This window comes from Sphingobium sp. (assembly GCF_035511395.1).
Taxonomy (GTDB): domain Bacteria; phylum Pseudomonadota; class Alphaproteobacteria; order Sphingomonadales; family Sphingomonadaceae; genus Sphingobium.
Window position 1 is genome coordinate 1 of record NZ_DATKFP010000305.1, and the last position, 22,742, is coordinate 22,742.

A 22,742-nucleotide genomic window follows, 5' to 3' on the forward strand; every position below is an offset into this window, starting at 1 on the left:
CCCGGTTTTGCCGAGCTGCAGCTGCCGCTGGCAGCGCAGTTGCAGCAGCAGAACGGCTTCGCCCATGGCGGCGCCCTCAGCTACCTGGCCGATCCGCGTCTCGTCACCACCCGCCAGGCTGCGCGCGGCGGCGCTGGGCGAATAGTTGAGCGCCTTGATCGCCTCCTCCACCTTGGCGCGGGTTTCGGCCTTCACCACCTGTTCGCCATTGATGACGCGCGACACCGTCATGGGGGAAACGCCGGCATGACGGGCGACGTCGTTGATGGTGGGCGCGTTGCGCTGGCGGCGGGAGGTACGTGTGTCGGTCAAGGCGGCCCTTCTCCTGGAGCGGATGATGTCGTTATCGAAATGGTAGCGACATCACCCTCGCTTTAGGAAGCGAAAACTCAGTTATGCCCCGGCGCATAGGGGAATTTGAGCGCCTTGTACCAGTCCAGATCATGGGCGGGTGTCGCCGATCCGGCGGGCAGGGGACGTTTCGACACCGACTGGAAATAGGCGATGCTGGCGTCGCGCCACCATTGGGCCTCGCGATGCTGGATGGTCAGGAACGCCTCCGTCTCCGCAAACCGCTCGGCATCGACATAGGGCTTGAGCGCCGCCCAGCGCGTTTGCATGTCCGCGACATAGCGAACGCCATTGTCATAATGATGGATCAGGCCGTCCCACAAAGTCTCGCCCGACTTCAGGCGATAGCCCCAGGGCAGGTGATGGAACCAGAGCAGGTCACGCTCCGGCGTGGTCTTCGGGTTGGCCAGCAGCTTCGCGACCGGCGCGGCATACTGGCCAACGGCATCGCTGCCCGTCTTCGTCCGGTCGAAGCCGATGCCCTCCGCATTGGCCTTGTGATAATAGACCGGGTTCCATTCGGGGCGCGCCAGATCGGCGACCCAGGGGCCGGGACCATAATGATGGCCGGTGTCCATGACGTGGGCGAGGCCGAGCGGGGTCATATAATCGACCGCCGCCTCGCGCGATCCCATCATCATCGTCACGACCGGCTGCACGACCTTCGGATCGGGGGAGAAGGTCATCTCCGCCCATTCCTTCGCGATGCCTTCCGCCGACAGGCTGGTATCCCAGGCGAGGCGGCCGAAGGCATACCAATCCGCCTGGTTGAAGATCGACCCGCTCCAGTCGCGGTCGACGCCGATATTGGCGACGCCGGCGATGCCGGTCAGCTTATGACCTTCCAATGACCCGTCGATCACCTTGGCGACTGTCGATCCCTTGCCCTTGGCGTAGGTATCGGCGTCCAACACCTCCTCGAACAGCGGGCCGAGATAGGTGAGGTGCGTCGACTGGCCCAGATATTCCTTGGTGATCTGGAACTCCATCATCAGCGGCGTTTTCGGCATCGCGCCGAACAGCGGATGGAACGGCTCGCGCGGCTGAAAGTCGATCGCGCCATTCTTCACCTGCACGATGACATTGTCGGCGAACTTGCCGTCCAGCGGCTTGAAATCGCTATAGGCCTGCTTCGCGCGGTCGTCGGGATTGTCATGGGCGTAGACGAAGGCGCGCCACATCACGATCCCGCCATGCGGCTTCACCGCCGCGGCCAGCATGTTCGCGCCGTCCGCATGGGTGCGGTTATAATCCTGCGGACCCGGCTGGCCCTCGCTATTCGCTTTCACCAGGAACCCGCCGAAATCGGGGATCGCCTTGTAGATCTCGTCGGCCTTCGCCTTCCACCAGGCGGCAACCTGCGGGTCGAGTGGATCGGCGGTCTTGAGGCCATCCAGTTCCATCGGCGCGGTCCATTTGACCGACAGATAGACCTTGATGCCATAGGGGCGGAAGACGTCCGCCAGCGCTGCCGCCTTGGCGATATAGGGCGCGGTCAGGCTATCGGCCTTTGCATTCACATTGTTGAGCACGGTCCCGTTGATGCCGATCGAGGCATTGGCGCGGGCATAGTCGGTATAGCGCGGCCCCTTCCAGTCGGGCAGCCGCCACCAGTCCCAGATCGACTGGCCGGCATAGCCGCGCTCGACCGTGCCGTTTAGATTGTCCCAATGGTTGAGCAGCCGCAGTCCGATCTTTGGCGCGCTGCGAATGTCGATCGAATCGAGGCTTTCGCCGCTCTGCGCCAGTCGCAGCCAGTGATAGGCGCCATGCAGCAGTCCGACATCGCTGTTCGCGGCGATCAGCGTCACAGCCTTGCCGTCGATGCTGGTCGAACGAATCGCATAGCCTTCGCTGCCAAGGCCATCGGTCTTCACCGGCAGCGCAGGGGAGGAAGCGGGGGTCGCCAGCAGGATCGCACCTTGCTGGACTGTTGCCGACACCGCCGGCTGCGTGCCGGTCATGCCCGCAATGCCGCGCTGCAATTCCTGCCTGGCGATGGTCAGGGTCGGGCTGTTTCCGTTCGCAACGATAGTCGTCGCAAGCGCCGAAAGCGTAGTGCCGCGCGCCTGGTCCGCGCGCGCATAGCGCAGCCACAGGTCATAGCCATCTTCGGCGTGCGCCATCGGCGCCAGACCCGCTCCGGTTATGGCAACAATATAGCAAAACAGGCGGCCTATCACGCGTCCCTCTCCCTTGACCCATCCTTTGTCAAAGCGCGCATCGGGCATTGACAAGTTCCTCTTGTGCGATCACTGGTAACGCTATCAGTCGGGCGGCGGCAAGCGAAATATCGCCGTATCGAAAAATGGAGAGGGGCTTCGTGACTCGTATCAGCCATATTCTTTGCGCGGCATCCATGCTGGCGCTCGGTGTCGCTTCCACGCCAGCCTCTGTCCAGGCCGCCCCTGCCGCCGCGCCGGCCAAATCCGTCTACAAGGATGCATCGGCGCCGGTCGAGGCGAGGGTCGACGATCTTCTCGCCCGCATGACGCTGGATGAAAAGATCGCACAGATCACGACCGTCTGGCTCGACAAGGTCAAGCTGTTCGACGACAAGCTCCAGCTCGATCCCGCGAAGCTTGCGGCGCAATATCCCAACGGCCTCGGCCATTTCACCCGACCTTCGGATGCCAAGGCATCCGTGAGTCCCCGTGTCGCACGCGGGCGCGATCCGCGCCAGACCGTCGCCCTGGTCAACGCGCTCCAGAAATGGGCGACGACGCAGACTCGCCTCGGCATCCCGATCCTCTTCCATGAAGAGGGGTTGCATGGCTATGCAGCAGTCGGCGCGACCAGCTTCCCCCAGTCGATCGCCATGGCCTCCTCCTTCGACACCGACATGCTGCGCGACGTTAACGGCGTCATCGCCCGCGAAATCCGCGCGCGCGGCGTGCCGATGGTGCTGTCGCCCGTGGTCGACATCGCCCGCGACCCGCGCTGGGGCCGGTTCGAGGAAACCTATGGAGAAGACCCCTATCTGGTCGGCGAGATGGGCGTCGCCGCGGTCGAGGGATTGCAGGGCGAGGGCCGCTCGCGCGACCTGCGCCCCGGCAAGGTCTTCGCCACGCTCAAGCATCTGACCGGCCATGGCCAGCCAGAAAGCGGCACCAACATCGCCCCCGCGCCCTTCTCCGAACGCGAACTGCGCGAGAATTTCTTCCCGCCTTTCGAGCAGGTGGTGAAGCGCACCGGGATCGAGGCCGTGATGGCCAGCTATAATGAAATCGACGGCGTCCCCAGCCACGCCAACCGTTGGCTGCTGGAAGATGTGCTGCGCGGAGAATGGGGCTTCAAGGGGGCTGTCGTCTCCGACTATTCGGCGGTCGACCAGTTGATGAGCATCCACCATATCGCCGCCAATCTGGAAGAAGCGGCGATGCGCGCGCTCGATGCCGGCGTGGACGCGGACCTGCCCGATGGCCTGTCCTATGCGACGCTCGGCAAGCTGGTGCGTGCGGGCAAGGTGAGCGAGGCGCAGGTCGACAAGGCTGTCCGCCGGATGCTGGAGCTGAAATTCCGCGCCGGCCTGTTCGAGAACCCCTATGCCGACGCCGCCAGGGCGCAGGCGATCACCAACAACGCCGATGCCCGCGCACTCGCGCTCAAGGCGGCGCAGCGCTCCATCACGCTGCTCAAGAATGACGGCATGCTGCCGCTGAAGCCCGAAGGCACGATCGCCGTCATCGGCCCGAGCGCCGCCGTGGCGCGGCTCGGCGGCTATTATGGCCAGCCGCCGCACACCGTCTCCATTCTCGACGGCATCAAGGCAAAGGTCGGCGCCAAGGCGAAGATCGTCTTCGCGCAGGGCGTGAAGATCACCGAGGATGACGACTGGTGGGCCGACAGCGTCACCAAGTCCGACCCGGCCGAAAACCGCAAGCTGATCGCGCAGGCGGTCGAAGCTGCGAAGCGGGTGGATCGCATCGTCCTGACGCTGGGCGACACCGAACAGTCGAGCCGCGAAGGCTGGGCCGACAATCATCTGGGCGACCGCCCCAGCCTCGATCTGGTCGGCGAGCAGCAGGAGCTGTTCGACGCCTTGAAGGCGCTGGGCAAGCCGATCACCGTGGTCCTCATCAATGGCCGTCCGGCCTCGACCGTGAAGGTCAGCGAGCAGGCCAACGCCATCCTGGAAGGCTGGTATCTGGGCGAGCAGGGCGGCAATGCCGTCGCCGACGTCCTCTTCGGCGATGTGAATCCCGGTGCGAAGCTGCCCGTCACCGTGCCGCGCTCGGTCGGGCAATTGCCGATGTTCTACAATGCCAAGCCCTCGGCGCGGCGCGGCTATCTGTTCGACACCACCGACCCGCTCTATCCCTTCGGTTTCGGTCTTTCCTATACGACCTTCGACCTGTCGGCGCCGCGTCTGGCCGCGACCAGCATCGGCACCGGCGGCAGCACCAGCGTCTCGGTCGATGTCCGCAACACCGGCCAGCGCGCAGGCGACGAGGTCGTCCAGCTCTATATCCGCGACAAGGTCAGCTCGGTCACGCGGCCGATCAAGGAATTGAAGGGCTTCCAGCGCGTCACGCTCAAACCCGGCGAAACTCGCACCATCAGCTTCACCATCAATCCCGAAAGCCTCCAGATGTGGAACGACGAAATGCACCGCGTGGTCGAACCGGGCGATTTCGAGATCATGACCGGCAACAGCTCGGTGGCGCTCCAGTCCGCCACGCTGACGGTGAAGCCGTGAGCGCCCGCCTCGCACCCAGGGTCGGTCGGCGTCAGGCGCTGGGCCTGCTCGCCTCCACCTCCCTCTTCGCGGCGGCCCCGGCCGTCGCGGCGAAGAAAGGCGGTCCCCTCTACAAGGACGCCTCCGCCCCGATCGACCTGCGCGTCCGCGACTTGATCGGCCGCATGACGCTGGAGGAGAAGGTCGGCCAGATCATCGCGCTGTGGGCGACCAAGGCGGAGATCATGGACGACCTGACCTTCTCGCCCGAAAAGGCGAGCAAGGCCTATCCCCAGAGCTTCGGCCAGATCACCCGCCCGTCCGACCGGCGCGGCGCGCCCAACGGCTCGACCCAGGCGGGTGGCGTCGGCGCGCGCTGGCGCACGCCGGCCGACACGGTCGCCTTCATCAACGCGGTCCAGAAATGGGCGGTGGAGGACACCCGGCTTGGCATCCCCATCCTCTTCCATGAGGAATCGCTTCACGGTTACATGGCGACCGACGCCACCATGTTCCCGATGGCTATCGGTCTGGCAGGCAGTTTCGACCGTCAGTTGATGCGGGACGTCCAGTCCGTCATCGCCCGCGAAGTCCGCGCGCGCGGCGTGCATCTGGCGCTCTCGCCGGTGGTCGACATCGCCCGCGACCCGCGCTGGGGCCGGATCGAGGAGACGTTCGGCGAAGACCCCTATCTCTGCGGGGAAATGGGCGTTGCTGCCGTGCTCGGCCTGCAAGGCGAAAGCAGGCAGATCGGCCCGGACAAGGTCATGGCCACGCTCAAACATATGACCGGCCACGGCCAGCCCCAGAGCGGCGAGAATATCGCCCCCGCGCCGATCTCCACACGCGAACTGCGCGAGAATTTCTTCCCGCCCTTCCGGCAAGTGGTGAAGCGCACCGGCATCGCCGCCGTCATGCCGTCCTATAACGAAATCGACGGCGTGCCGTCGCACCAGAATAAATGGCTGCTGGGCGACATTCTTCGCGGCGAATGGCATTTCGACGGCGCGGTGGTCAGCGACTATGGCGCCGTACCCGAACTCGACACCATTCATCATGTCCAGTCCGACCTGGAAGCGACGGCGCGCGCCGCGCTCCGGGCCGGCGTCGATTGCGAGTTGCCCGATGGCCTGGCCTATCGGACGCTCGTGGAACAGGTCCGCGCGGGCAAGGTGCCCCTCGAAGCGGTCGACCTCGCCTGCACGCGTATGTTGACCCTCAAATTCCGCGCGGGCCTGTTCGAAAATCCCTGGCCGCGGCGCGACTATGACGCGCTGACCGGCAATGCGGAGGCCCGCGCGCTGGCGTTGAAGGCGGCGCACAAGTCGATCGCGCTGCTCAAGAATGACGGCCTGCTGCCGCTGGCGGCGGGCGCACACAAGCGCGTCGCGGTGATCGGTCCCAATGCCGCCATCGCCCGGCTTGGTGGCTATTCGTCCATTCCCCGTCAGGATGTGTCGCTGCTCGAAGGGGTGCAGGCGAAGCTCAAGGGCAAGGCGGAGGTCGTCCACGCACAGGGCGTCTTCATCACCCAGAGCGAGGACCGCTCGGTGGACGAGGTGTTCCTCGCTGACCCGGCAAAGAACCGCCAGCTGATCGCCGAAGCGGTGGAGGTGGCGAAAACCGCCGACATCATCCTGCTCGCCATCGGCGATACCGAACAGACCAGCCGCGAAGGCTTCGCCAAGAACCATCTCGGCGACCGCACCAGCCTGGACCTCGTCGGCGAACAGAATGACCTGTTCGCCGCGATGAAGGCGACCGGCAAGCCCGTGGTGGTCTGCGCCATCAACGGCCGCCCGCCCAGCTATCCGGCGGTGGTGGAGGGCTGCAACGCGTTGCTCGAATGCTGGTATCCGGGGCAGGAGGGCGGCACCGCCATGGCGGATATCCTGTTCGGGGACGTCAATCCCGGCGCCAAGCTGCCCGTCACCGTCGCGCGCGATGCGGGCCAGATCCCGATCTTCTACAACCGCAAGCCATCGTCCCGGCGTGGCTATGTGTTCGAGGATATCTCGCCGCTATTCCCGTTCGGCCATGGCCTCAGCTACACGAAGTTCGACTTCGGCCCGCCACGGCTGTCCGCACCGCGCATCGGCGTGGGCGGCAGCCTGACGGTCGAGGTCGACGTCCGTAATGCGGGGACAAGGGCAGGGGACGAGGTCGTCCAGCTCTATGTCCATGACCAGACCGCCAGCGTCACCCGGCCGCTCAAGGAACTGAAGGGTTTCGAGCGTGTCACCCTCGCCCCCGGCGAGACGAAGACGGTACGGCTGACGATCGGCCCGGAAGCCTTCTCGCTCTGGAATCTCGACATGCAGTTAGTGGTCGAACCTGGCCTGTTCGACATCATGGTCGGGCCGGACAGCGAGACATTGCAGAAGGTTACGCTCGAAATCGCCTGATCGCCAAAATTGGTCAGGCCAACATTGACGATGTTATCAATTAGCGAGATATTGGTTTTACCAATTTACGGAGTCTCCCATGCCCATCATTATCGGTGCCAAGGTGATCGTGACGTCGCCCGGCCGCAATTTCGTGACGCTGAAGATCGAGACGGACGAAGGCATCTACGGCCTGGGCGACGCGACGCTCAACGGCCGTGAGCTTTCCGTCGCCAGCTACCTGACCGACCATGTCATTCCCTGCCTCATCGGCCGCGACGCGCACCGGATCGAGGATATCTGGCAATATCTCTACAAGGGCGCCTATTGGCGTCGCGGCCCGGTTACCATGTCGGCGATCGCTGCCGTCGACACCGCGCTCTGGGACATCAAGGGCAAGGTCGCGGGCCTGCCCGTCTATCAGCTTCTGGGCGGCGCCAGCCGCGAAGGCGTGATGGTCTATGGTCACGCCAACGGCACCAGCATCGAGGATACGGTCAAGGTCGCGCTCGACTATCAGGCGCAGGGCTACAAGGCGATCCGCCTCCAGTGCGGCGTGCCCGGCATGGCGTCGACCTATGGCGTGTCGAAGGACAAATATTTCTACGAGCCGGCCGACGCCGACCTGCCGACCGAAAATGTCTGGAACACCAGCAAATATCTGCGCGTCGTCCCCGAACTGTTCAAGGCCGCGCGTGAGGCGCTGGGCTGGGACGTCCACCTGCTCCACGACATCCATCACCGCCTGACCCCGATCGAGGCCGGTCGCCTCGGCAAGGATCTGGAGCCTTACCGTCCCTTCTGGCTGGAGGACGCGACGCCTGCTGAAAATCAGGAAGCCTTCAAGCTCATCCGCCAGCACACCACATCGCCGCTGGCCGTGGGCGAGATCTTCAATTCGATCCACGATTGCCGCGAACTGATCCAGAACCAGCTGATCGACTATATCCGCGCCACCGTTGTCCATGCGGGCGGCATCAGCCACCTGCGCAAGATCGCCAATCTCGCCGACCTCTATCAGGTCCGCACCGGCTGCCACGGCGCGACCGACCTGTCGCCGGTCTGCATGGCCGCGGCGCTGCATTTCGACCTCAGCGTGCCGAATTTCGGCATCCAGGAATATATGCGCCACACGCCGGAAACCGACGCGGTCTTCCCCCATGCCTACAGCTTCGCGGACGGCATGATGCATCCGGGCGACAAGCCGGGTCTTGGCGTCGATCTCGACGAGGAGCTGGCCGCCAAGTACGAATATTCCCGCGCCTTCCTGCCGGTGAACCGGCTCGAAGACGGCACCATGTATAACTGGTGATCCTTTGACCTGCCTTCTCCCACCATCGTCATCCCCGCGCAGGCGGGGATCCATCTCACACGCTTTCCCCGAAGGTGACGTTCGGAGCTGGATTCCCGTCTTCGCGGGAATGACGACGCATGTTGGGAGAGGGCAGTGACCACCATCCCCAAACCCTCCGGCAAGGTCCGCTGGATCGTCTGCGGCCTGCTCTTTGCCGCCGTCGTCCTCAGCTATATCGACCGCCTCGTCCTGCCGACGCTCAAGCCCGACCTCCAGGCCCGCTATGGCTGGAGCGAGAGCGGCTATGCCGACCTCGCCATCTGGTTTCAGGCGGGCTACGGCATCGCCTATGTCTGTTTCGGCCGCCTGATCGACAGAATCGGCGCGCGGGCGGGCTATGCGCTGGCCGTGTCGCTCTGGACGATCGGCCACATCGCCCATATCTTCTTCACCTCGACCGCCGGCATGTTGTTCGCCCGCATTCCGCTGGCGATCGGCGAGGCCGGAACCTTCCCCGCCGCCATCGCCGCGACCAATGAATGGTTCCCCAAGAAGGAACGCGCGCTCGCCATCGGCATCTTCAATGCCGGTTCCAATGTCGGCGCGATCCTGACGCCGCTGGTGGTGCCGATCATCGCCGTCACCATGGGCTGGCGATGGGCCTTCATCCTGACGGGCTTGCTGACGGTAGTCTGGCTCGCCGCATGGCTCAGCTTCTACCGTCGTCCGCGTGACAAGAAGAACCTGACACCGGAAGAACTCGCCTGGATCGAGACCGACCCCGTCGAACCGCAGCGTCCCGTCAAATGGGCCACCCTGTTCCGCCATCGCCAGACCTGGGCCTATATGGCGGGCCGCTTCCTGATCGATCCGGTCTGGTGGACCTTCCTCTTCTGGCTGCCCGATTTCTTCAACAAGCAATATGGCGTGAAAATGTTGGACTTCGGTCCGCCGCTGATCGCCGTCTATCTGCTGGCCGATGTCGGCTCCATCGCCGGCGGCTGGGCTTCCTCACGCTTCATGGGCCGGGGCTGGAGCGTCAACCGCGCACGCAAGACCGCCATGTTCCTTGCCGCTCTGTGCGCCGTCCCGATCGCCTTCGCCACCTATGCACCCAGCATGTGGATCGCCGTCGGCCTGATCGGCCTTGCCTGCGCCGGGCATCAGGGCTTCTCCGCCAACCTCTACGCGCTGCCCGGAGACGTCTTCCCGCGCTGGATGGCCGGGTCGGTCGTGGGGCTGGGCGGTCTGGCCGGTGCGATCGGTGGCATGATGATGGCGAAGTTCGCCGGGACCATCCTGGAAACGGTCGGCAGCTTCGGTCCGATCTTCGTCGTCGCATCCTGCGCCTATCTCGTCGCACTTTTGACTATCCATCTCATAATTCCGCGCTATCAGGTCGTTGCCACCGGTGGCACAGCCGGCCAAGGAGCATGATCTTGACCAAACCGCTTCGCCTTCACCCCGATCGCCTGTTCCCGTCCGACCCGACCACGCGCGACATCGCCCGCCGGCTCTACGCCACGGTCAAGGATCTGCCGATCGTCAGCCCGCACGGCCATACCGACCCGCGCTGGTTCGCCTATGACGAGAATTTCGCCAACCCCGCCGATCTGCTGATCGTGCCGGACCATTATGTGTTCCGCATGCTCTACAGCCAGGGCGTGAAGCTGGAGGAACTGGGCGTCCCGACCATCGACGGCAGCACGACCGCCAGCGATCCGCGCGCCATCTGGCACATCTTCGCCGCCAATTATCACCTGTTCCACGGCACGCCCTCGCGCATGTGGCTGGACTGGGTCTTCGCCGAAGCCTTCGGCATCGACGTGCGGCTGGAACCGGAAACCGCCGACCATTATTACGACATCATCGACGCCGCGCTGAAGACCGACGCCTTCCGCCCGCGCGCGCTGTTCGAACGCTATAATATCGAAGTGATCGCCACGACCGAAGGGCCGCTCGACCCGCTCGACCATCATCGCGCGATCCGGCAATCCGGCTGGAGCGGCAAGGTCGTCACCGCCTATCGCCCCGATCCGGTGCTCGACCCCGACGATCCGAAGTTCATCGACAATGTGCAGCGTTTCTGCGCCATGGCGGGCGAGGATGCGGGCAGCTATGCCGGTTATCTGCGCGCCCATGAAAAGCGCCGCGCCGACTTCCGCGAAGCGGGCGCGACCTCGACCGACCACGGCCATCCGTCCGCCTTCACCGCCAACCTGCCGCGCGAGGAGATCGAGGCGCTCTACGCCAAGGTGACGACCGGCCCCGCGACCGCCAGGGAAGCCGAACTGTTCCGCGGCCATATGCTGGTCGAAATGGCGCGCATGTCCACCGAAGACGGCATGGTGATGCAGTTGCATCCCGGCGTCCACCGCAACCATAATGACGCGGTGCGCGCGCGCTTCGGCAAGGACAAGGGCGCCGACATCCCGACCGCGGGCGAGTTCGTCTCCGCGCTGAAGCCGCTGCTGGACCTCTATGGCAACGACCCGCGCCTGACGCTGATCCTCTTCACGCTGGACGAGGATGTCTATTCGCGCGAACTCGCTCCGCTGGCAGGCCATTATCCCGCGCTCAAGCTCGGCCCGCCCTGGTGGTTCAACGACAGTCCCGAAGGCATGCGCCGCTTCCGCGAGCGCGCGATGGAGACCGCCGGTTTCTTCAACACGGTCGGCTTCAACGACGACACCCGCGCCTTCCTGTCGATCCCGGCGCGCCATGACGTCGCCCGCCGTATGGACTGCGCCTGGCTCGCCCAACTGGTCGCCGAACATCGTCTGGAGGAGGATGAGGCCTTCGACGTCGCCCGTGCGCTGGCCTATGACTTGGTGAAGAAGGCCTATAATCTGTGAGCCGTCTCTCGAACGAAACACTGGCGGGGCTGCCGGCCGACGTCGTTCGCCCGGCCTATAATCGCGCAGCCGTCACTTGCGGCGTCGTGCATCTGGGCATCGGCGCATTCCACCGCGCGCATCAGGCGGTGGTGTTCGACGACGCCCTGATCGCCGGCGACCTGCGCTGGGGCATCACTGCCGCCTCGCTTCGCTCGCCCGCCGTGCGCGACCAGATGGCGCCGCAGGACGGCCTCTACACCATGCTGGTGCGCGATGGTTCGGCCGAGCAGGCGCGCATCCTGGGCGTGGTGCAGCAGGTCATCGTCGCGCCGGAGGAGCCGCAGGCGCTGCTTGCCGCGCTCGCCTCGCCCGACACCCATATCGTGACGCTCACCATCACGGAGAAGGGCTACAAGCTCGACCCCGCGACCGGCGCGCTGATCGAAAGCGACCCGCAACTCGCTGCCGACATCGCCTCGCTGGACAGCCCGCAAACCGCGCCCGGCTATCTGGTCGCGGCGCTGGCGATGCGGCGCGCGGCGGGCCTGCCGCCCTTCACCGCGATCAGCTGCGATAATCTGCCGCATAACGGCACGCGGCTGCGCGACGCGGTGATTGCGCTCGCCCGCCGCCATGACGCGGGGCTGGCCGACTGGATCGCAGGGGAGGGGGCTTTCCCCCAGACCATGGTCGACCGCATCGTCCCCGCTACCACGGCCGAAGACATTGCGGCGCTCGGCGAACGGCTCGGCGTCGAGGATCAGGCAATGGTCAAGACCGAACCCTTCCTGCAATGGGTGATCGAGGATAAGTTCTGCGGCCCGCGCCCTGAATTTGGCGCGGGGGTTCAGGTGACGCAGGCGGTCGCCCCGTGGGAGGAAGCCAAGCTGCGCCTCCTCAACGGATCGCACAGCGGCATCGCCTATCTGGGCGGCCTCGCCTGCATCGACCATGTCCATGAAGTGCTGGCCCTGCCCGAAGCGCGGGTGTTCGTCGAAACGCTGTGGGATGAGGCGGAAACCACCCTCTCTCCCCCGCCGGAGCTGGACGTCGCCGCCTATCGCCGCGAACTGATGGCGCGCTTCGACAATCCGACGCTGCGCCACCGCACGCGCCAGATCGCGATGGACGGGTCGCAAAAGCTGCCCCAGCGCCTGCTCCACACCATCGCCGCGCGGCTTGAGGCAGGGCAGGGGATCGACGCCCTGTCGCTGGCAGTTGCCGCCTGGTTCCGCTGGCAGGCGGGCATGGATGACAACGGCGTCGCGCACAAGGTGGACGATCCGCTGGCCGACGCCATCGCCGCCGCGCTGGCCGGTGCCGCGACCACCGAGGATCGCGTCGCCGCCATCCTCGCCTTCGACGCGGTCGTGCCGCCCGAACTGGCCACCAGCGAAGCGTTCCGCACGGCGCTGACCCGCTGGCTCGCCATTCTCGAAACTGACGGCGCCCACGCGGCGCTTGGCCATTTCACGGCCTGAGACTGACACAGAAAAGGAAGATGCCCATGACCACCACCGGCCTGTTTCGGTTCGATCGACCATGGGCATCTTCCGCACTGGCCCTGTCCCTGGCCGGCTGCCTGTTCGCGCAGCCCGGTCTGGCGCGCGACAGCGTCTCGATCAGCAAGGACTGGCGCTTCACCAAGGGCGACCCGGCGGGCCTCACCACCGACCTGCGCTATGACGTGCGCCCGCCCATCGAGGATACGGGCGACGGCAAGCTGGCCGACGCGCGCCCCGACGCCGCCGTGAAGGTGGACGATAGCGGCGCGAAAGTCCTGAAACCCTGGATTCTCCCCAGTGCCAATCCCTTCATCAAGGATCCGGCCAAGCATCACACCCGTCCGGCAGGCAATCCCGGCGGCGACGTGCCCTATGTGCAGGCGAATTTCGACGACAGCGCATGGACCCATGTCGACCTGCCGCACGACTGGGCCATCGCCGGACCCTTCATCACCGAAGGCCCCTATGGCGGCATGGGTCGCCTGCCCAGCTGGGGCATCGGCTGGTATCGCAAGACGCTCGACATTCCTGCCAGCGCAAAGGGGCAGTCGATCTTCCTCGATGTCGAAGGGGCGATGTCCTACGCCACCGTCTGGCTGAATGGCAAGCTCGTCGGCGGCTGGCCCTATGGCTATAACAGCTTTCGCCTCGACCTGACGCCCTATGCGGTGCCGGGGGGCAGGAACCAGCTCGCCATCCGCCTCGACAATCCGGCTGCGTCGGCGCGCTGGTATCCGGGCGGCGGCCTCTATCGCGACATCTACCTCACCACCGCCAACAAGGTCCATGTCGGCCAGTGGGGCGGCACCGTCCGCACGCCCAAGGTGAGCAAGGAACAGGCGACCGTCGATCTCAGCCTCACGCTCGACAATGACGGCGACAGCGCTGCGCAGGTCGAAGTCGCTACGGCTCTCTATGCGCTCGACGCGAAGGGCAAGCGCACCGGCCGCCCGGTTGCCAGCATCGCCCGCCAGTCCGCCACCATCGCCCCCGGCGCAAAGGCCGTGCTGAACGGCTCCACCATCCTCGCCAATCCCCGCCTCTGGGGACCGCCGCCGACGCAAGCGCCCAACCGCTATGTCGCCATCTCCACCGTGACGCAGGGCGGCAAGCATATCGATGCTTACGAAACCCGCTTCGGCGTGCGCGACATCCAGTTCGATCCCGACAAGGGCGTCATCGTCAATGGCGAGCATATCCCCCTGCGCGGCATCAACAACCATCATGACTTGGGCGCGTTGGGCGCAGCCTTCAACGCCCGCGCGGCCGAGCGCCAGCTCGAAATCCTGCGCGACATGGGCACCAACGCCGTGCGCATGAGTCATAATCCGCCCGCGCCCGAACTGCTCGAACTTACCGACCGCATGGGCTTCCTGGTGATGGACGAGGTGTTCGACAGCTGGGAAAAGAAGAAGACGCCGCACGACTTCCACCTCATCTTCCCCGACTGGTATGAGGCCGACGCCCGCGCCATGCTGCGCCGCGACCGCAACCATCCCTCCATCATCCTGTGGAGCATCGGCAACGAGGTCGGCGAGCAATATGACGGCGAGGCGGGCGCGAAGATCGGCCGCGAACTGGTCGCCATCGCGCATGAGGAAGACCCGACCCGTCCCGCCACCAGCGCGATGAACTATGCGAAGGCGGACATGCTGCTGCCGACCACGGTCGACGTCATCAGCCTCAACTATCAGGGCGCGGGCATTCGCGGCATCGTCGGCCAATATCCCAATTTCCGCGCGAAATTCCCGGACAAGGTCATCCTTTCCACCGAAAGCGCCTCCGCGCTCTCCAGCCGCGGCGAATATATGTTCCCCGTGGCCGGCGCGATCAGCGGCCCGGTCCGGCCCTGGTCGGGCGGCAATCCCGACACGCATCAGGTCTCGGCCTATGAACTCCACGCCTCCGACTTCGGCTCCTCGCCCGATCGCGTATGGGCCGCCGACGACCAGAACCCTTATGTCGCGGGCGAATTCGTCTGGACCGGCTTCGACTATCTGGGCGAACCGACGCCCTATTACACGTCGCGCAGCAGCTATTCGGGCATCGTCGACCTTGCCGGTTTTCCCAAGGATCGCTTCTGGCTCTATCAGGCGCGCTGGCGCCCCGACCTGAAATTCGCCCATATCCTGCCGCACTGGACCTGGCCCGACCGCGTCGGCCAGATCACTCCCGTCCATGTCTTTTCCTCGGCGGACGAGGGCGAACTGTTCGTCAACGGCAAGTCACAGGGCAAGATCAAGAAGCGCGACTATGAATATCGCTTCCGCTGGGATTATGTCGTCTACGAACCGGGCGAGGTGAAGGTCGTCACCTGGAAGAAGGGTCAGCCCTGGGCGACCGAAACGATCCATACTGTGGGGGAGGCGGCGAAGCTGTCGCTGACCGCGGACCGCTCCGCCATCGCCGGCGACGGCCGCGATCTCAGTTTCGTGACCCTCAAAGTCTTGGACAAGGACGGCAATGTCGTCCCGGCCGCCAAGCAGAAGATCGACTTCACGATCGAAGGGCCGGGGGAGATCGTCGCCACCGACAATGGCGATCCGACCGACATGACCGCTTTCCCTTCGCACCAGCGTGATGCCTTCAACGGCCTCGCTTTGGTCATCGTGAAGGGCGATGCGTCCCGAGTCGGCCGCATCGTGGTACGCGCTCGCGCGGCCGGCCTTGGCGATGCGACGGCGCAGATCACCACGTCAAAGCAGGCGAATTGAGCATATTATACCGTTACCACTGACGCAAAACGCCGCGTCTTGACAAAAAAGACGCGGCGTTTATTGAGACAATATTGATAGCGCTACCAGTTGAAGCTCACCGAACAGTCGGGGGCAGCGCTCAGGGAGAGGGATTGACCATGTCTTCACGCAATCGCCATTTTCGCATCGCGCTGTTCGCGGCATCGGCGCTCGGTTCGCTGACGCTGTCGCAGGCGGTCCTTGCGCAGGATGCCGCGCCGCAGGCTGATGCCGCAGCCGCCGCCCCGCAGGACAGCGAAGTCGCCGACATCGTCGTCACCGGCATCCGCGGCTCGCTCCAGAGCGCGACCAATGCCAAGAAGGACGCAGTGGCCTTCGGCGACTCGATCTTCGCCGAAGATATCGGCAAGCTGCCCGCCACCAACCTCGCCGAAACGCTGAACCGCATGCCCGGCGTACGCCTCAATCGCGACATCAGCGGTGAAGGTACGCAGGTCGCGATCCGCGGCCTTGGCCCCAGCTTCACCCGCGTTCTGCTGAACGGCTCGCAGCTTCAGGTCGCGTCGGACGGCGGCACCAACGGCGGCAGCGCGAACCGGGAAGTCGACCTGGACTTCTTCCCGTCGGAACTCTTTACCCGCCTCGACCTCGCCAAAAGCCCGTCGCCCTCGACGCTGGAAGGCGGCATCGCCGGCACCGTCAACCTGCGCAATGCCCGCCCGTTCGACAAGCCGGGCACCCATGTCACTGTCGTTGCGCAGGGCCAGTATACTGACAGCAATGACAAGATCAGCCCGCGCGGCGCGATCGTCGCCAGCCACACCACCGACACCTTCGGCATCCTGGTCGGCGTCGCCGGCGTAAAGACCAAGACGCGCGTCGACGGGTTCGAATCGCTGGGCTGGACGGATGGCAATCTGGGTGCTGGCGATCCGGGCGGTAACAATTTCTCCTATGCTTCGGTCGTTCCCAACAATGCGGGCCATGGCCTCGTCGCGGGGCAGCCGGTTGATGTCGTTGCGACCTCCGGTCTGACCCGCAGTCAGCTGAGCACCGCACTGATCCCCCGCCTCGGCCGACAGGCTCTGACGGAAGGCGACCGCTCGCGTATCTCTGCGCTCGCCTCGCTCGAATGGCGCCCCAGCGACGAACTGCATTTCGCCCTGGACGGCATCTGGGCCAAGTCGAAGCGTAATTATGACCGCCTGATCCTGAACTGGCAGGTCCGCAATTCCGGCCCCGGCACCAGTGCGCAGTCGACCGGCGGCATGATCCCGATTGATCTGACCGTGGACGATAATGGCGTCGTCACCAGCGGCACTTTCGCAAACTCGTCCTTTTTCCTGGAGGCGAGCCAGTTCAAGCAGACGACGAAATTCTGGAACATCAACCCCAGTGTCAGCTGGCAGCCCAGCGACCTGCTGAAGGTGGACCTCAGCGGCAACTGGTCGAAGAGCCGCTTCTTCCGCGAACAGCCTACCTGGGCCTTCCAGACCCGGCCGCAGTCGGGCGTAGACGTCTATTTCGACAATACGGGACAGGGTGACTACCCGGCCATCACCACCAACATCGACCTTAACGACCCGAACAACGGCCTGTGGGAATGGTATCGTCAGAATGTGGCGCTCGTTCGCCGCACCACGGAAACCAAGGGCGCGCATCTCGACGTGACTTATGGTGACGAGATGTTCAACGTGAAGGTCGGCGCAGCCTATGACCGGGCGCAGCGCACCATCCGCGCCTATGACAACAGCCCCGCCTATCAGCAGTCGGTCTGTGGTACAGGTTGCACCGGCGCAACCGGCAGCATCCCGACCAGCGCCATCGCGGGCTATCTCAGCCCCGGTTCGACCAACAATTTCGGGCATCTGGCCAGCGGCAACATCGGCTTCACCAAATTTATTCGTCCCGATTTCGAAGCCATCAAGCAGGCAACCAATTATGCCGACTATCGCGACAACGCGCCTGAAACGCGCGGGGCCGTCACCGGCGGCGCGACCGGCGACATGGATGAACAGGTCATCGGTGCCTATTTCGAACTGAATGGCGTCACCACCATCGCCGGGCGTGACCTGCATATCAATACCGGCATGCGCTATGCCCACACCAAACAGGAAGTGATCGGCCCCAGCCAGATCGGTTCGACGATCGTCGACATCACGTCGCGTTCGACTTACGAGAATTTCCTGCCGTCCATCAACCTGACCTATGATGTCATGGACAATGTGAAGCTGCGCGCTTCGGCTTCGCGCACGATGACGCGGCCCGATGCCAGCCAGATCCTGCCGGGTATCACCTTCTCCGATCCTTCGGCGTTGACCGCCACGGCGGGCAACCCGGATCTGAAACCCTACTCGTCCGATAATTATGACATCGGTGGGGAAATCTACACCGGCGGTATCGGCTATGTCGGCGTGTCCGCCTTCATGAAGAACATTCAGGGCTTCACCGTTACCCAGTCGCAGGAATTGACGTTCGGTTCGCTGAACATTCCCTTCTCCAGCCTGATCGCGACGCAGCAGAATGCGCTGACCGACCGGTCGCTGCAAACCGGCGTGCCGGTAGCGGACCTGCCCATCACGGTGAACCGGCCGGTCAACCTGTCCGACCTGAAGATCAAGGGTCTGGAAGTCACCTGGGTCCAGCCGCTCGACTTCCTCGTGAAGGGACTCGGCTTCTCGGCCAACGGCACCTATCTGGACCAGTCTTCCTCGTCGGGTCTGGTTGCGACCGGGGTGTCCAAATATTCCTACAACCTTCAGGGCTTCTATGAAAATAACGGCCTGTCGGTCAGCCTGAACTATGTCTGGAATGATGACGCCATCGCCGTGAACAGGCCGCAGAACGGCATCCAGAATGCATCGCTGCGGTCGAAGGCGCGCGGCCAGCTTGATCTGTCGGCCGGCTATCAGTTGCCTTTCCTCAACAATGGCGTGCGTCTCACGCTCGATGCGCTCAACATCACCAATGAGCCGATCCGCACCACCTTCGAATATGATAATGCGCCCTATTCGGTCTATTATCCGGGCCGTACGATCATGGCCGGTATCCGGGCCAACTTCTGATCCTCCCCCAGGGACCACTGACAGGGCCGGCCGCAACGCCGGCCCTTTTTCCTGAAGGGGTATGTCGATCCCGGCATGTGCATAAGGCGCTTCCAATGTTGGATTTTATCTGATCTGTCCTGTCGCATGACACCGCATCGTCCGATCCCCTCCGGCATCCCCATGCGCTCGCAGCCCGCAACGCCGGCCGGCTCGATGACGCGAGGGTCGCGTCGCATTGACCCGACAGGCGCGTCGCTGTGATCCGGACGCCATGGGCGCGTGGGTGTGACCTCCGCCGCGCATTGCGGCCGCGCAGATGCTGCACCTCTCGCAAAAAGCCCGGAAATGCGAAACCAGTGACGGTGTGAACTTCGACACTATGACCCAGGAATGACCATGCAAAGGAAGGCGACGATGCGTCTCTCTCTTCTCTTCTGCCTTCCGCTCGCTCTCGCTGCGGCGCCGGTTCAGGCGAAGACCTGCACCCCTGGCTGGGTCGCTGGCTGGGCTTCCTCGCAATTCCGCCCCACCGGCGATGCCGAACTGCCTGCCGGAACGCTCAAGGACCGGACGCTGCGTCAGATCGTCCGTCCTTCCGTGTCGGGCGACCGGCTCCGCGTCCGCTTCTCCAACCTTGCCGGCACGCAGCCGCTGCGCATCGCGGGGGCCAGCATCGCCCGTGCGCTGGGCAGCGCATCGCCGGCGATCGATCCCGGCACGCTCATCTCGCTGCGTTTCGATGGCGCGCCAGAAGTCGTGATCCCCGCAGGTGCGGACTATCTGTCCGACCCGGTGTCGCTCCCTGCGAAGGCGCTCGACACAATCGCCGTCTCGATCCGCTATGACGGAGAGCCGGAGCAAACCTCCCACCCCGGATCGCGCGCCACCTCCTGGCATCTGCCGGGCAATCATCTGACCGACGAAGCGATGACCGGCGCCGCCAGCTTCGACCACTGGTTCAACCTCGCCGCGCTGGAGGTCGAACGCTGCGCGCCCGCGAAGCTCATCGTGGCGCTCGGCGATTCCATCACCGACGGCAAAGGCTCGACCACCAACGGCAATGACCGCTGGACCGATGTGCTGGCGCAACGGATTCAGGCCGATCCCAAACGCCGCGGCACAGCCATCGTCAATCAGGGCATCGGCGGTAACCGCCTGCTGAACGACGGCCTTGGCCCCAATGCGCTGGCGCGGCTGGACCGCGACGTGCTGGCCCAGCCCGGCGTCACCCATATGATCCTGCTGGAGGGGATCAACGATCTCGGCACCCTGACCCGCGATGCGCCGGTGAGTGTGGCAGAGCATCAGGCCCATGTCGCCCGCATCATCGGCGCCTATCGCCAGATCATCGCCCGCGCCCATGCGAAGGGCATCAAGGTTATCGGTGCGACCGTCATGCCCTTCGTCGGCAATGATTATTATCATGCCGATGCGCGCAATGAGGCGGACCGGCAGGCGGTGAACGCGTGGATCAGGAAGCCCGGCAATTTCGATGCAGTGATCGACTTCGACCGCGTCACCCGCGATCCTGCGCATCTTGACCGACTGCTGCCCGCCTATGACGACGGCGACGCCCTCCACCCCTCGCCCAAGGGCTACAAGGCGATGGGGGAGGCGATCCCGCTCAGCCTTTTCGACTGACCCGCCTATTTCCCTTTAACCCGCCGGTGCCCCGCTTCCAGCACCGTCTCCATCGCCACGAAGGTCGATGTGTTGGCGACATGGGGCAGGGCGCTGATCTTCTCTCCCAGCACAGCCCGATAGCGCCTGATATCCGCCGTCCGCACCTTCAGCAGATAGTCGAAATTGCTCGCCAGCATGTGGCATTCCTCGACCTCCGGGATGCGCCGCACCGCCGCGTTGAACTCGTTCAGCGCCGCTTCCCGCGTGTCGGACAGCTTCACTTCGGTAAAGGCGATATGGTCCATCCCCAGCTTCGCCGGATCGACGATAGCCCGAAAGCCGCGAATGACGCCTGCCTCCTGCAAGCGCTTCAGCCGCACCTGGCAGGGCGTCTTGGAAAGGCCAACGAAAGCAGCCAGATCGGTAACGGTCATACGCCCATCCTCGACCAGAGCGGCGATGATCCGCCGGTCGAACTCATCCATTTCGACCATGTTAACCTTGTTGTCCATCCAATCTGCCTAGCAGAGACCATCTAATAAGTCATTATGGCTAGCCTGGAGCCATTCATAAGACGGAACGAAAGGGGGTTCCGAGTTATTCTGGTCCCATGACCGATCAGCCCTTCGCCAATTTCGCGCCCGCCATCCGCCAGCCCACTCCGCTGCGTCAGGCGATCACCGCCGCCTATCGCCGTGGAGAAGCGGAAGCACTCGCCCCGTTGATCGCCGCCGCGACCCTGCCGGACGCTATGAAGGCTGCCGTCGCCGACACCGCCCGCACCCTCGTCACCGCGCAGCGCGCCAATCACAAGGGCACCGGCGTCGAAGGACTGGTGCAGGAATATGCCCTCTCCAGTCAGGAGGGCGTAGCGCTGATGTGCCTTGCCGAAGCGCTGCTGCGCATCCCCGACACCGCCACCCGTGACGCGCTGATCCGCGACAAGATCGCCGACGGCGACTGGGGTTCGCATCTGGGCGGCGACAAGTCGCTGTTCGTCAATGCCGCCACCTGGGGTCTGGTCGTCACCGGCAAGCTGGTGGGCAGCGTCGATGATCGTGGCCTCGGCGCGGCGCTGACCCGCCTTGTCGCCCGCGCGGGTGAGCCGGTCATCCGCCGCGGCGTCGACCTCGCCATGCGAATGATGGGCGAACAGTTCGTCACCGGCGAAACCATCAAGGAAGCCCTGAAGCGCGCGAAGGAACTGGAAGCCAAGGGCTTCGCCTACAGCTATGACATGCTGGGTGAGGCGGCCACCACCGCCGCCGACGCGGCACGCTATTATGCCGATTATGAGCAGGCGATCCATGCTATCGGCAAGGCGTCGGCCGGGCGTGGCATTTATGCCGGCCCCGGCATTTCGATCAAGCTGTCGGCGCTCCATCCGCGCTATGTCCGCGCGCAGGCCGACCGCGTCATGGGGGAACTTCTCCCCGCCGTGAAGCAATTGGCCTTGCTGTCGAAACACTATGATATCGGCCTCAACATCGATGCGGAGGAGGCCGACCGCCTCGAACTCTCGCTCGACCTGCTGGAAAGCCTGGCGACCGATCCTGATCTGGCCGGCTGGAACGGCCTTGGTTTCGTGGTGCAGGGCTATGGCAAGCGCTGCCCCTTCGTCATCGACTGGATCGTCGACCTGGCCCGCCGTGCCGATCGCCGCATCATGGTACGCCTCGTCAAGGGCGCCTATTGGGATGCGGAGATCAAGCGGGCGCAAGTCGATGGCCTGGCCGACTTCCCGGTCTACACCCGCAAAGTCCATACCGATGTCGCCTATGTGGCTTGCGCACAAAAGCTGCTCGCCGCGCCCGACGCCGTCTTCCCGCAGTTCGCGACGCATAATGCGCAGACGCTGGCCACTATCTACCAACTGGCCGGTCCGGACTTCCAGATTGGCAAATATGAGTTCCAGTGCCTCCATGGCATGGGCGAACCGCTCTATGAGCAGGTCGTCGGCGCGGGCAAGCTGAACCGTCCCTGCCGCATCTATGCGCCCGTCGGCACGCATGAGACGTTGCTCGCCTATCTGGTTCGTCGCCTGCTGGAAAATGGCGCCAACAGCAGTTTCGTCAATCGCATCGCCGACCCTGAAGTCTCGATCGAGGAGATGATCGCCGATCCGGTCGACGTCGTGCGCGTCATGGCCCATCCCGGCCATCGCCATGACCAGATCGCGCTGCCTGCCGATCTCTACTCTGATCGGCGCAATTCGGGCGGCCTCGACCTGAGCAGCGAAACCGCGCTTGCGGATCTGGACGAGGCTCTGCACCATAGCGCGACGATCGGCTGGACAGCGGCGGGCGAAGGCGCGACCGGACCCTCGC

The 22,742-nt window shown here is 64.5% G+C and carries 13 protein-coding genes; 10 read left to right on the forward strand and 3 right to left on the reverse strand.

All coding sequences use genetic code 11. The features are described 5' to 3' along the window. Positions 1 to 312: LacI family DNA-binding transcriptional regulator (locus tag VMR39_RS21390; RefSeq protein WP_325418883.1), on the reverse strand; the 312-nt coding region annotated here is incomplete at its 3' end. Positions 313 to 389: 77 nt separating this feature from the next. After that, positions 390 to 2,534: an alpha-glucuronidase family glycosyl hydrolase gene (locus tag VMR39_RS21395; RefSeq protein WP_325418886.1), complete on the reverse strand. Its 2,145-nt coding sequence runs from the start codon at positions 2,532 to 2,534 to the stop codon at positions 390 to 392. Between the two features lie 176 nt (positions 2,535 to 2,710). Between VMR39_RS21395 and VMR39_RS21400 the strand changes: the two genes are divergently transcribed. The 9 genes from VMR39_RS21400 to VMR39_RS21440 all read left to right on the forward strand — a co-directional run bounded on the left by VMR39_RS21400 (position 2,711) and on the right by VMR39_RS21440 (position 20,433). Beyond that, on the forward strand, positions 2,711 to 5,050 hold the full coding sequence (locus VMR39_RS21400; protein ID WP_325418906.1) for a glycoside hydrolase family 3 N-terminal domain-containing protein: 2,340 nt from the start codon (positions 2,711 to 2,713) through the stop codon (positions 5,048 to 5,050). Then, a complete protein-coding gene (locus tag VMR39_RS21405; protein WP_325418888.1) occupies positions 5,047 to 7,434 on the forward strand; it encodes a glycoside hydrolase family 3 N-terminal domain-containing protein in 2,388 nt (795 codons plus the stop codon). Before VMR39_RS21400 ends, VMR39_RS21405 begins: the two co-directional genes overlap by 4 nt. A 79-nt stretch (positions 7,435 to 7,513) precedes the next feature. Continuing rightward, positions 7,514 to 8,725 (forward strand): D-mannonate dehydratase ManD, encoded by a 1,212-nt coding sequence (gene manD / locus VMR39_RS21410; protein ID WP_325418890.1) that lies wholly within the window; start codon positions 7,514 to 7,516, stop codon positions 8,723 to 8,725. Between the two features lie 135 nt (positions 8,726 to 8,860). Then, positions 8,861 to 10,144, forward strand: a complete 1,284-nt coding sequence (locus VMR39_RS21415; protein WP_325418892.1) for an MFS transporter — start codon at positions 8,861 to 8,863, stop codon at positions 10,142 to 10,144. Continuing rightward, a complete protein-coding gene (gene uxaC, locus VMR39_RS21420; RefSeq protein ID WP_325418894.1) occupies positions 10,141 to 11,562 on the forward strand; it encodes a glucuronate isomerase in 1,422 nt (473 codons plus the stop codon). The genes VMR39_RS21415 and uxaC overlap by 4 nt, the downstream gene beginning before the upstream one ends. Continuing rightward, positions 11,559 to 13,025, forward strand: coding sequence for a mannitol dehydrogenase family protein (locus tag VMR39_RS21425; RefSeq protein ID WP_325418896.1), 1,467 nt, complete (start codon positions 11,559 to 11,561; stop codon positions 13,023 to 13,025). The genes uxaC and VMR39_RS21425 overlap by 4 nt, the downstream gene beginning before the upstream one ends. 26 nt (positions 13,026 to 13,051) lie before the next feature. Beyond that, on the forward strand, positions 13,052 to 15,763 hold the full coding sequence (gene galB, locus VMR39_RS21430) for a beta-galactosidase GalB (RefSeq protein ID WP_325418898.1): 2,712 nt from the start codon (positions 13,052 to 13,054) through the stop codon (positions 15,761 to 15,763). 140 nt (positions 15,764 to 15,903) lie between these two features. Further along, a complete protein-coding gene (locus VMR39_RS21435; protein ID WP_325418900.1) occupies positions 15,904 to 18,810 on the forward strand; it encodes a TonB-dependent receptor in 2,907 nt (968 codons plus the stop codon). Between the two features lie 396 nt (positions 18,811 to 19,206). After that, the gene (locus VMR39_RS21440) at positions 19,207 to 20,433 is read left to right on the forward strand and encodes an SGNH/GDSL hydrolase family protein (RefSeq protein WP_325418908.1); all 1,227 of its coding nucleotides are present in this window, start codon (positions 19,207 to 19,209) and stop codon (positions 20,431 to 20,433) included. A 5-nt stretch (positions 20,434 to 20,438) separates the two neighbouring features. Here VMR39_RS21440 and VMR39_RS21445 read toward each other — a convergent pair whose 3' ends face one another. Then, positions 20,439 to 20,927, reverse strand: a complete 489-nt coding sequence (locus tag VMR39_RS21445; protein ID WP_325418902.1) for an Lrp/AsnC family transcriptional regulator — start codon at positions 20,925 to 20,927, stop codon at positions 20,439 to 20,441. Positions 20,928 to 21,025: 98 nt separating this feature from the next. Here VMR39_RS21445 and VMR39_RS21450 point away from each other — a divergent pair. Then, positions 21,026 to 22,742, forward strand: a 1,717-nt coding sequence (locus VMR39_RS21450) for a proline dehydrogenase family protein (RefSeq protein ID WP_325418904.1), incomplete at its 3' end; no start/stop codon positions are given.

Excerpts from the sequence above, each read along its gene's own strand:
- VMR39_RS21400 (WP_325418906.1), top strand. The coding sequence starts at position 2,711 with ATGCTGGCGCTCGGTGTCGCTTCCACGCCAGCCTCTGTCCAGGCCGCC.
- uxaC (WP_325418894.1), top strand. The coding sequence starts at position 10,141 with ATGATCTTGACCAAACCGCTTCGCCTTCACCCCGATCGCCTGTTCCCG.
- manD (WP_325418890.1), top strand. The coding sequence starts at position 7,514 with ATGCCCATCATTATCGGTGCCAAGGTGATCGTGACGTCGCCCGGCCGC.
- VMR39_RS21445 (WP_325418902.1), bottom strand. The coding sequence starts at position 20,927 with ATGGACAACAAGGTTAACATGGTCGAAATGGATGAGTTCGACCGGCGG.
- galB (WP_325418898.1), top strand. The coding sequence starts at position 13,052 with ATGACCACCACCGGCCTGTTTCGGTTCGATCGACCATGGGCATCTTCC.
- VMR39_RS21435 (WP_325418900.1), top strand. The coding sequence starts at position 15,904 with ATGTCTTCACGCAATCGCCATTTTCGCATCGCGCTGTTCGCGGCATCG.
- VMR39_RS21440 (WP_325418908.1), top strand. The coding sequence starts at position 19,207 with ATGCGTCTCTCTCTTCTCTTCTGCCTTCCGCTCGCTCTCGCTGCGGCG.